Source organism: Nocardia sp. NPDC060220, assembly GCF_042727815.1.
GTDB lineage: Bacteria > Actinomycetota > Actinomycetes > Mycobacteriales > Mycobacteriaceae > Nocardia.
Genome location: NZ_JBHWZY010000163.1, coordinates 1 through 10,314, shown reverse-complemented (window position 1 = coordinate 10,314; position 10,314 = coordinate 1). Strand labels below are relative to the sequence as shown.

The 10,314-nt window shown below is 68.0% G+C and carries 11 protein-coding genes; 4 read left to right on the top strand and 7 right to left on the bottom strand.

Translation table 11 applies throughout. The features are described 5' to 3' along the window. A partial coding sequence (locus ACFWF3_RS11240) for a TetR/AcrR family transcriptional regulator (protein WP_379313531.1) occupies positions 1-650 on the bottom strand: 650 nt, incomplete at its 3' end. Between the two features lie 109 nt (positions 651-759). On the opposite strand from ACFWF3_RS11240, the gene ACFWF3_RS11235 reads away from it, so the two are divergent. After that, on the top strand, positions 760-1,941 hold the full coding sequence (locus tag ACFWF3_RS11235; protein WP_379313530.1) for an FAD-dependent monooxygenase: 1,182 nt from the start codon (positions 760-762) through the stop codon (positions 1,939-1,941). Between the two features lie 34 nt (positions 1,942-1,975). Next, positions 1,976-2,959 carry an LLM class F420-dependent oxidoreductase gene (locus ACFWF3_RS11230; protein WP_379313529.1) on the top strand — a complete coding sequence of 328 codons (984 nt, stop codon included), beginning with the start codon at positions 1,976-1,978 and terminating at the stop codon, positions 2,957-2,959. Between the two features lie 6 nt (positions 2,960-2,965). Here ACFWF3_RS11230 and ACFWF3_RS11225 read toward each other — a convergent pair whose 3' ends face one another. The 3 genes from ACFWF3_RS11225 to glyA form a co-directional block, all read right to left on the bottom strand. Next, entirely contained in the window at positions 2,966-4,264 is a 1,299-nt protein-coding gene (locus ACFWF3_RS11225; RefSeq protein WP_379313527.1) for a hypothetical protein, read from the bottom strand. After that, positions 4,264-4,476 carry a hypothetical protein gene (locus tag ACFWF3_RS11220; protein WP_378636305.1) on the bottom strand — a complete coding sequence of 71 codons (213 nt, stop codon included), beginning with the start codon at positions 4,474-4,476 and terminating at the stop codon, positions 4,264-4,266. The genes ACFWF3_RS11225 and ACFWF3_RS11220 overlap by 1 nt, the downstream gene beginning before the upstream one ends. 126 nt (positions 4,477-4,602) lie before the next feature. Beyond that, positions 4,603-5,898: a serine hydroxymethyltransferase gene (gene glyA / locus ACFWF3_RS11215; protein WP_378993039.1), complete on the bottom strand. Its 1,296-nt coding sequence runs from the start codon at positions 5,896-5,898 to the stop codon at positions 4,603-4,605. 171 nt (positions 5,899-6,069) lie between these two features. On the opposite strand from glyA, the gene ACFWF3_RS11210 reads away from it, so the two are divergent. Continuing rightward, entirely contained in the window at positions 6,070-6,192 is a 123-nt protein-coding gene (locus ACFWF3_RS11210; RefSeq protein ID WP_379313526.1) for a hypothetical protein, read from the top strand. On the opposite strand, the gene ACFWF3_RS11205 is transcribed toward ACFWF3_RS11210, so the two are convergent. After that, a complete protein-coding gene (locus tag ACFWF3_RS11205; RefSeq protein ID WP_378993042.1) occupies positions 6,182-7,393 on the bottom strand; it encodes a DUF885 domain-containing protein in 1,212 nt (403 codons plus the stop codon). The two genes, ACFWF3_RS11210 and ACFWF3_RS11205, sit on opposite strands and share 11 nt — an antisense overlap. 199 nt (positions 7,394-7,592) lie before the next feature. Between ACFWF3_RS11205 and coaA the strand changes: the two genes are divergently transcribed. Next, complete coding sequence (coaA, locus tag ACFWF3_RS11200) at positions 7,593-8,525, top strand: type I pantothenate kinase (protein WP_101465876.1); 933 nt, start codon at positions 7,593-7,595, stop codon at positions 8,523-8,525. 22 nt (positions 8,526-8,547) lie between these two features. Here the strand turns inward: coaA and ACFWF3_RS11195 are convergent, their stop codons facing one another. Together ACFWF3_RS11195 and ACFWF3_RS11190 are read right to left on the bottom strand one after the other, a co-directional pair. Next, entirely contained in the window at positions 8,548-9,678 is a 1,131-nt protein-coding gene (locus tag ACFWF3_RS11195; protein WP_379313525.1) for a hypothetical protein, read from the bottom strand. Between the two features lie 83 nt (positions 9,679-9,761). Beyond that, positions 9,762-10,314: hypothetical protein (locus ACFWF3_RS11190; protein WP_379313524.1), on the bottom strand; the 553-nt coding region annotated here is incomplete at its 5' end.

Here is a 10,314-nt window from a genome sequence, read left to right as displayed (position 1 = left end):
GCGTCGTTGGGTCCGCCCTTGCCCGCCGGTGCGGCGGCTTCCTCGGCGAAGGCGGCCTGCACCTCGGGGTAGCGGCCTGCGGCCGCGGTCATCATCGCGGCGAACTGCTCGGTGAACTGCACTTCCCCGTCCCCGCTCATCGACGCGACCTGCTGAGCCAGGCTGCGGGCGTGACCGTTGAGCAGGACGATCGTGTCCAGCCTCTCCGAGCCGGAGAGCCCGGTGCCTGCCAGTGCGGTGAGGGCGGCCTCGGTCCAGCCCATCTCGTTCGGGCCGAGAGGCCGCATGCCGACGGTGAGCTCGATCGACCACGGGTGCGCACGGTAGCGAGCGAAGAGCGCTTCGACCCAGGTGCAGAGGCCGGTTCGCCAGTTCTGCTGCGCGCCCGCGGCCTTCGGCGGTTCGCCCATCGCCGCGTCGAGCATCAGCGCGGTCAACTGCTCCTTGCCCGGCACATATCGGTACAGCGACATCTTGGTGAAGCCGAGGCGTTCGGCCAGCCGCTGCATCGACAGCGCGGACAGCCCTTCGGCGTCGACGAGCGCGATGGCCTCGGCGACGATCCCGTCGAGAGTGAGCGCGGGTTTGGGCCCGCGCTTGGGGCGCTGCGTGGTCCCCCACAACAGCTCGACCGTGGTCGGCGGCGGCATCTGCCCATCCTCTCGAAAATCGTCTTGACGTGAAACTGTGTCTACCATACTCTTATCTGCATCCACCGGATACAGATTCCATCGGACACAGATCTTCGGGAGTTGCATCATGCGTACTGTTCTCATCTCCGGCGCCAGCGTCGCCGGCCCCGCCCTCGCCTACTGGCTGCACCGCTACGGCTTCTCCGTCACCGTTGTCGAACGTGCCCCCGCGCTGCGGGCAGGCGGTCAGGCGGTGGACTTCAAGGGCAAGACCCACCTGACCGTGCTCGAGCGGATGGGCATCCTCGACGAGGTCCGAGCCCGGCGTACCGGTACCACCGACCTGGTCTTCGTCGACGACAACGGGCGCGAGCTCGGCGTGATGTCGGGCGAGTTCACCGGCGGCGACCTGGAGATCCTGCGCGGCGACCTGGCCGAGGTCATGTACGACAAGACCGCCGACACCGTCGAGTACCTCTTCGGCGACACCATCACCGACCTGCGCGACACCGGCGACGGCGTGGCCGTGCGGTTCGAGCACAACCCGCCCCGCACCTTCGACCTCGTCCTGGGCGCCGACGGCATCCATTCGCGAGTCCGGAAATTGGCGTTCGGCCCCGAGGCCGACTACGTGGCGCACCTCGGCTACTACTACTGCGTCGCCGGCGCGAGCCGCTGGAGCGACGCGGCCACGCCCCGCGACAAAGCGGCTGGGGCCGCCCACAACACCCCGGGCAAACTCGCCATCGACGGCGGCCCGAAGGCCCAGCAGATGTACATGTTCGCCGCCCCCGAACTCGACTACCCCCGCAACGACGTCGACGCCCAGCGCCGCATCATCACCGAAACCTTCGCCGACATGGCATGGCATGCCCCCCGCATGCTCACCGACCTGGCCGAATTCGACGACATCTACCTCGACTCGATCAGCCAGGTCCGGATGAACGGCGCCTACACCCGCGGGCGCGTCGCCCTCATCGGCGACGCCGCGTACGGAAACACCCTGGCGGGCTTCGGCACCGGCCTCGCCGTTGTCGGCGCCTACGTCCTCGCGGGCGAACTGGCCGCCGCCGCGGGTGATCACATCACCGCCTTCGCCAACTACGACCGGATCATGAAGCGCTACGCCAAAATCGCGGGCAACAGCAACGCGGGCCCCTTCCTCGCGCCCAAGACCGCCCTGGGCATCAAGGCGCGCAACTGGTTCCTCGGCTCCCGCTTCTTCACCCTCATGCTGAAATACGGCGACAAGGCCGCCAACGACATCGACCTGATCGACTATCCGCAGCTGGTCGGGTGTAGCGCTTGACTTGGAGTGCACTCCAAGTCATAAAGTCGGCGACATGAGCATTCGACTCGGCTATCAGATGCCCAACTTCAGCAACACGTCCTCGGTGCGTGAGCTGTTTCCCGCGGTGATCGCGCAGGCGAGGGAGGCGGAGGGGGCGGGGTTCGACGCCGCCTTCGTGATGGATCACTTCTATCAGCTGCCGTTGATCGGCGAGCCCGAGGAGCCGATGCTGGAGGCCTACTCGGCGCTGTCGGGTCTGGCTACCGCGACCGAGCGAATCCAGTTGTCGGCCTTGGTCACCGGCAATACCTATCGCAATCCCGCCCTGCTGGCCAAGACCGTCACCACGCTCGACGTGGTGAGCGGTGGCCGGGCGGTGCTCGGCATCGGGGCGGGGTGGTTCGAGCTGGAGCATCAGCAGTACGGGTTCGAATTCGGCACCTTCACCGAGCGGTTCGAGCGGCTCGACGAGGCATTGCGGATCATCACGCCGATGCTGCGCGGGCAGCGATCCACCTTCGACGGAAAGTGGTACCACACCGAGAACGCGATGAACGAGCCACGCATCCGCGACGACCTGCCGATTCTGCTCGGCGGTGGCGGCGAGAAGAAGACCTTCGGCATGGCCGCCCGCTTCGCCGATCACCTCAACATCATCTGCAACGCCTCCGAACTGCCCCGCAAACTCGACGCTCTGCACCAGCGGTGCGAGGAGGCGGGCCGCGACCCCGCCACCCTGGAAACCAGCTTCCTCGCGCTGACCATCGTCGACGAAGACGGTGACCGCGCCCGAAAGACCCAGGCCGACATGCTGTCGCGACTCGGCGTCGACCTGTCCACCCTGACCGAAGCCGAACGCCGGGCCACCGTCGCCGACCGCCAATTCGCCGGCACCCCGGACGAAGTCGCCGAACAGATCCAGGCCCGCGTCCTCGACCACGGCATCGACGGCGTCATCATCAATCTGATCGCCAACGGCCACGAGCCCGGTGTCATCGACCGGGTCGGCCGCACCCTGAGCCCGCTGGTGCACTGAGCGAGCTCACCACGACGCGAAGTGGTCTTCTCCTCGCTGGCGGTTCTGCTGGCGGCGACGGAAGAAGACTTCTTCCGGGGTGACGGTGGTGAGGGCGTTGGTGATGCGGCTCAGTCGGGTGTCGTAGCGGTTTTCGTGGATGTGGCGTTCGATGCCCGCTTGCCATTCGGGGGAAAGGCGCGACCAGATCGCGGCGACTCGGGACTGGGCGGCGGGTTCGGATTCGGCGAGTAGTTGCAGGAGAGCGGGCCAGTAGGTGGCGTCGGTGGCGTGCGCGGGCAGGGCGGCTACCGAGGTTTCGTCGAGTTCGGCGAGGGTGGCGGCGATGTGGCGGCGGGCCGGTTCGCTCAGGCGGGCGGACAGGGCGAACAGCCCGCGCCACGGGTCGGCTTCGTCCTTGCCGTCCAGCGAGCGGACCAGCGCGCCGAGCACGTCGGTGTTCGCGAATTGCGGGTTCGTCGACAAGGCCCACAGGGCAACGGGTTCGAGTCTGCCGATCACGGTGAGCAGCGCGGGCGAGGCGTTCCGGTTGACCGCGGTGAGCAGGAATCGGCCGACCTCGTGTGTGGTGCCGCGGCCGAAGAAGATGTCGCCGAGAATGCCGGTGATTTCGGGGTCGACCTTGCAGAACAGGGCGAGCATCGCGTGATGCAGGGTGGGTGGGCCCGCCAGGACGGTGTGGAGCATGGCCGGCACCCGCTGGCGTGGGCCCGCCAGCAACTGCCGCACGATCCGGCTCAACGTGTGCGCCGGGTAGGCGTAGGCGGCGGTGAAGATCAAGCCCGCGTCATCGAGGACGGTCTGCTCCAATGCCGCGATCAGCGGCTCGTTCACCACCGAGAGGAACCGCGCGGCCGTCACGTAGTCGCGGCGCCGCAACAGCTCGTTGATGATGAGGGTGATCGGCTCCGGCCTGCCGTATCGCATCAGCTGTTCGAAGACATTCGGGTCCAGGTACGGCGCTCCGTCGGCCGCGTAGACGGCATCGACCGCGCACAGCGCCTGCGCGCACTTGCGCGGATGTTTGACGCCGACCGCGCCGAGGAATCGGGCGGCGAGCACCGGCGGCACCACCCGCTCGAAGAGCGCGACGCCCACACCCACCGGAAAGATCGGCACGAGCGGGCTGACCCGGCGGAAGGTGTCCGCGTGCTCGGCATGCAGTGCGCGCAACATCTGCTGCTGTATCGCCGACAGGTGCACCGCACCGAGACGGGCCAGCGGTGCGAGGCGCTGCGGCGGCACTTTCAGCGTGCGCGCGAGCACCACGAGCTGTGTCTGAGCTTCGAGTTCGGTTTCGATCATCAGCTGCCGAAGAGGATCTTGCGCGAGACCTTACGCAGCGGAGCGGGCATCGCGGTGAGCGCGGCATCGATGGCCCGGCGCAGCGCCCGCACCTCGTTGGCCCGCGCGGCGCGGAACAGTTCGATCAGCTCCCTGGCCTCGGCCTCGGAGAGCAACTCGAACGCGTGCACCTCCCCGCCGACCTCACGCGCCAGCGCGCGTCGATATTCCATACGGACTGACCATGCCCTATTCCATTAGGCCCGTATGCGATTCACCGGAACTTTGTGTGTTCCGACAACACGATGGCCCCTGTCTGCATGGAGCTGACAGGGGCCATCGGGCAGAAGTTCTCCGGCTCAGCCGAGCAGGCGCCAGTCCTCGAGACCCTGGTAGAGCGGGACGCTCTGGGCCAGGCGCGACACCCGGCCGCGCAGGGTGTCGACGTCGGAGGTACCCGCCAGGGCGGCGGCGATGATGTCGGCTACCTCGGTGAACTCGGTGTCGCCGAAACCACGGGTGGCCAGGGCCGCCGTGCCGATGCGCAGGCCCGAGGTGACCATCGGGGGGCGAGGGTCGAACGGGACGGCGTTGCGGTTGACGGTGATGCCGACCTCGTGGAGGACATCCTCGGCCTGCTGGCCGTCGAGTTCGGAGTTACGCAGATCGACCAGGACCAGGTGCACGTCGGTGCCGCCGGTCAGGACCGAAACACCCTTGTCCTTCACGTCGGCGCCGGTCAGACGCTCGGCGAGGATACGCGCGCCGGACAGGGTGCGGACCTGACGGTCGGCGAACTCCTCGGTGGCGGCGATCTTGAACGCGGCGGCCTTGGCGGCGATCACGTGCATGAGCGGGCCGCCCTGCTGACCGGGGAACACCGCGGAGTTGAGCTTCTTGGCGAATTCCTGCTTGGCCAGGATCAGACCGGAGCGGGGACCGCCGAGGGTCTTGTGCACGGTGGAGGACACCACGTCGGCGTACGGCACGGGCGAGGGGTGCAGACCGGCGGCGACCAGGCCGGCGAAGTGCGCCATGTCGACCCACAGGTAGGCGCCGACCTCGTCGGCGATCTCACGGAAGCGGGCGAAGTCCTGGTGGCGCGGGTAGGCCGACCAGCCGGCGACGATCACCTTCGGCTTGGCCTTGCGTGCGATGTCACGCACCTCGTCCATGTCGATCCGGTGGTCTTCCTTCGACACACCGTAGGAGTGGACGTCGTAGAGCTTGCCCGAGAAGTTCAGGCGCATGCCGTGGGTGAGGTGACCGCCGTGCGCGAGGTCCAGACCCAGCAGGGTCTCGCCCGGGTTCATCAGCGCCATCAGCACCGCGGCGTTGGCCTGCGCGCCCGAGTGGGGCTGCACGTTGGCGAATTCGGCGCCGAAGAGTTCCTTGGCACGGTCGCGAGCCAGGGTCTCCACCACGTCGACGGCCTCGCAGCCGCCGTAGTAGCGGCGGCCCGGGTACCCCTCGGCGTACTTGTTCGTGAGGACGGAGCCCTGCGCCTGCAGGACCGCGCGCGGCACGAAGTTCTCCGAAGCGATCATCTCGAGGGTGTCGCGTTCGCGGGCGAGCTCGCCCGCCATCGCGGCGGCCAACTCGGGATCGAGCTCACCGAGAGACTGGGTATTCACCGAAGCGGTCGTCTGCGTCACGCCGTCGAGTCTATTGCCGACCGTGTGCGAGCCGAGCACGGGGATACCGCAACACCCTCCGAGCCGCCACCGGAGAGACCAGGGTCACAGCCCGGCTGACCAGGTTCGATAGCCGTCGAACACAACAGACTCGGCGTAACGACCCGTCCGACGGTGACCGATGACACAGATATGACCGCACTGCCCGTGACCCCGGCCATCGCACCGTCCAACTCGATCGAGGCACTCCTGCTGCAGATCAACTACCTGGTCTGCTCGCTGTTGAACCCCGGCGGCTGCGCCGTCATCCAGTAGCGACACTCATCCGCCGGATCGCCCCCGGCGTCAGCGGCTCGTCGAGCAGACGCCCGAACCGCTCGACCCGATCCTGGGCGCCGACCGCACCGTCGAGCCACCCACCGAGCAGGCGGTAACCCTCGACATAGGTGCTGATGTAGGCCCGCCACAGCGGCGAGGACAGGAACCGCAGCGACTGCCGCGCGCGTTCCGGCGTCGCCAGAATCCACCGCTGCAGGAACAGCGCCACCTCGTCCTCGCTGCGATGCTGATCGTGCAGCAGCAACGCGGCGTCCTGACGCACGTTCAGCAGTTTCGCCGACGCGGTCGAGAAGCGTTCGGCCCGTTCACCGTCGAAACGAAGGCCGAGGTCGGCGTAGATCTCCTGCGCCCAGACTCCCCAACCGGGCCCGACGATCGACCGAAGGGCCAGGTCGGCGAGGCCCTCGGCCATCAGGCACTGCGGGGTGTTGACCAGGAACAGCGTCTGCTCGTCCTCGCCCGCCGCGACCAGTCCGGCCTCCTTGCGGCAGTGCTCGGTGTGATGACCGGGGTAGGCCTCGTGCGCGATGAGCGCGGGGAGGTTGCCCATGTGCTGTTTGAGGTCGGAGTTGATCGCGACCGTCGAGGCGAAATTGCCCAGGTAGTAGTTGAAGCCGGACCACGGCTTGTCGCCGACCACCTCGTAGGTAACGTGCTCGTTGTCGGGCAGCGGATAGCGCTCGCGTACCCGCTCCCGCAGCGCGCTCGAGAACGCTTCGACACAGGTAGCGAGCTTTTCCGGGGGGATCTCGTCACCGCGGCGGTAGGCGGCGGCGCGCTCGGCCAGCGGTCCGTCGCCGCCGAGCACCTCGTCCATCTGCCGGTGCGCTTCGCGATAGTCGTCGGGGTCGCCCGGTGCGATGTCGACGTCGAAGTAGGCGCGGACCTCGTCGACGAAGCCGATCTGCTCACCGGCGAACTTGCGCGCCGAGCATTCCATCGCCACCAGGTGGGCATCGAGGAATTCGGTGCGCTGCGCCGAGAGCCCGGCATCGGGCAGGGCGGCGCGCAGATCGACGGCGCGCCGGGCCAGCTCCGAGGGCACCGGGACGGCCGCGTTCTCGATATCGCGGCGCAATTGCGGATCGCCGGTGTAGGCGTCGACGAACCCCTCTTCGAGGCGATCGAAAGCCAAACCCAGGCGCAGGTATTCGGTGACAAGTGGATGTGACCCCATCCGCCCGACATTACGTGGTCGATCGGAAAATGGCGTCTTACCTCGGCGTTGTCGCTGGTTACCGACCGGTAGCCAAACCCCCTGTTGCGCGCGGGCAGCGAGCACGGAGCACAATCTCGCTATGCGGTCAGAGTTATCCCGGATCTCACCAGACGGGCAGCCAAGCTGTGCGGATGCGCCCGGACGGAGGGTCGGGTAGGTGGCACGGATGAGCGAACCGAGCCCCTATGTGGAGTTCGATCGAAGCCAGTGGCGCACACTGCGCAAGTCGACTCCCCTGGTACTGACCGAGGACGAGCTGACCGGCCTGCGCGGTCTCGGCGAGCAGATCGACCTCGACGAAGTCGCCGAGGTGTACCTGCCGCTGGCGCGGTTGATCCATCTCCAGGTCGCGGCCCGGCAGCGGCTGTTCGCCGCCACCGCCACCTTCCTCGGCGAGAAACATCCCGACAAGCAGGTGCCGTTCGTGATCGGGGTCGCGGGCAGTGTCGCGGTCGGCAAGTCGACCACCGCGCGCGTGCTCCAGGCGCTGCTGGCGCGCTGGGATCACCACCCCCGGGTCGACCTGGTGACCACCGATGGATTCCTTTATCCCACAGCCGAACTCATCCGTCGCGGCATCATGCACCGCAAGGGTTTCCCGGAAAGCTACGACCGGCGCAAGCTGCTGCGATTCGTCACCGAGGTGAAGTCGGGCGCCGAAGAGGTGTGCGCGCCGGTGTATTCGCACAAGTCCTACGACATCGTGCCCGACGAGAAGCACTGTGTCCGCCAGCCCGACATTCTCATCGTCGAGGGCCTGAACGTGCTGCAGACCGGTCCGCGACTGATGGTGTCGGACCTGTTCGACTTCTCCATCTACGTCGACGCCCGCATCGAGGACATCGAGAACTGGTATGTGCAGCGCTTTCTCGCGTTGCGCAAGACCGGCTTCGCCGACCCCGACGCGCACTTCCACCACTACGCGGCCTTCGACGACGAACAGGCCACCGCGGCCGCGCGCGATATCTGGCACTCGACCAACCGGCCCAACCTGGTGGAGAACATCCTGCCGACGCGCCCCCGCGCAACCCTGGTGTTGCGCAAGGACTCCGACCACACGATCAACAGGTTGCGGCTGCGCAAACTCTGATCGGCTCGCGCGCCGACACCGCTCAGCCGGTGGCTGTCGGCGAGCCCAACGAGACGACCTGCGTCGCCACTTCCGCGCTGTCCTCGCCCTGGTGGACGACCAGGACTCCATGCGGCGTGCCGCGCGCGTCGGTGGGCTCACCGGCGACCACCTCGAGCATCGGCTCCTGCGCCTGTTTCCGCGGGAGCATGTCGACCACCGGGTACTCCCCGACCGGCGCCCACCCCTGCGCCGCCAACTGCATCCGGTCGACCGTGCTCGGCGCGCCCGCGAGGTCGGACCACTTGCGGGTGGCGATCGTGATCGAACCATCGGCGCTCCAGCGCGGGTTGTAGGCCGCCGAGCACTCACCCGGCAGGGTGGGCATGGCCAGGACACCGTTGTTGGCGGCGTCGATGGTCGCCACGTTGCCGCTGCCGCAGGTCGCGCTGCGCGCGGTGGCCCCGGCCAGCACGAAGGTGTGCCCATCGGGACCAGCGGCGGCCGACAGTCCGGCGTCGATGCCGGGCACACGACCCAGCGGCAGGATGACATCGGAGCCGATGGCGTAGAGGTGACTCTTCTCCCACCACAGGCCGCGCGATTCCACCCGGGCCAGCAGCACGAACTCGTCGGTGGCCGCCACAAGTTCGGCCCCGCCCCACCCACCACCGGTGAGCGGACTCGGCGAATCCGGCAGGACGATCTCGCGTTCGGGCGCGGCGGGCTCGGAACCGGCCAGGTCCATGCTCATGATCTCGCCCGGCTCCCGCCACCAGCCGACCACCGAACCGCGCAACGCCACGGCGTTGGCGCAGTCACACGGTATCCGGGTCACCGACCGGTCGCGCACACCCACCGCGACCAGCGTCTTGCTACCGCTCTCCACCGCGAAGGCGTAGTGCCCGTCCCTGGTGAACGCCACCGCGGCCGACGAATAGCCGAAACTGCCCGGCGCCCGCACGGTTTCGCCGCCACGCACCACCGCCAGCTCGGCGTCGGTGCGATAGGCGAACACCGCGCCCTTCGCGGCCTGCTCCTCGGCGGGCGTCAGTCGCGGCGGCGCGGGCTGGTCGACCCCACCGCAGCCCGCGACGACCGCCACGGCACCGCACACGACGCCGAGCACCACGATCCGCGCCCGCCACCCGCTCGCCTTCGTCGCAACTCCCACAGCTCACACCCCTGCAATGTGTCGTCGGGCCCGGTCTCGCGCAGCAGCCTAGCGGGGGGTGGCGCCGGATCGGGCCTACTCCGCTACAACTTCCAGGCCGCGTCGAGCCTGGTCGCCACGTCGATATTGCGGACCGCCGCGATCTCGGGTTTGCGGATCTCCTGTGCGACGTACCGGGCGACGAACCGGCGGATCTCGTGGTCGACGCTGGCCAGCACCCGCAGCAATTCGCCGCGCTTGGAGCTGCTGGCGACATTGACCCGCACATCGCCGGGACGCGGCTCGGCGATGTCGATGACCACCCGCAGTGGGTCGGCGGTGCGCGCGGTGAGATGCAGATGCACGGTGCCGTCGACCCGGAAACGCGACCTGTCGACCGCCAGATCGAGAACCAGATCCACGCGCAAGGGAATGGTCAGTTCGAAGGAGATGAACGCGTCGACGAAACGCAGGATTCGTGGCTGCCCGAGCTCCACCTGCGCGGTGACCTTCGCCAAGCGACCCGGCCCCACCCCGATCGGCCCGAAATCGAAAGCGGCACCGGTGAGTTGGCCGAACGCGTCGGCGATGCGCTGCTCGGAGACGGCGTATTCCAGGAAACGCCTGCCGAATTCCTCATAGCTGATGTAAGAAGGC

Excerpts from the sequence above, each read along its gene's own strand:
- ACFWF3_RS11235 (WP_379313530.1), top strand. The coding sequence starts at position 760 with ATGCGTACTGTTCTCATCTCCGGCGCCAGCGTCGCCGGCCCCGCCCTC.
- ACFWF3_RS11230 (WP_379313529.1), top strand. The coding sequence starts at position 1,976 with ATGAGCATTCGACTCGGCTATCAGATGCCCAACTTCAGCAACACGTCC.
- ACFWF3_RS11225 (WP_379313527.1), bottom strand. The coding sequence starts at position 4,264 with ATGATCGAAACCGAACTCGAAGCTCAGACACAGCTCGTGGTGCTCGCG.
- ACFWF3_RS11220 (WP_378636305.1), bottom strand. The coding sequence starts at position 4,476 with ATGGAATATCGACGCGCGCTGGCGCGTGAGGTCGGCGGGGAGGTGCAC.
- ACFWF3_RS11210 (WP_379313526.1), top strand. The coding sequence starts at position 6,070 with ATGACCGCACTGCCCGTGACCCCGGCCATCGCACCGTCCAACTCGATC.
- ACFWF3_RS11205 (WP_378993042.1), bottom strand. The coding sequence starts at position 7,393 with ATGGGGTCACATCCACTTGTCACCGAATACCTGCGCCTGGGTTTGGCT.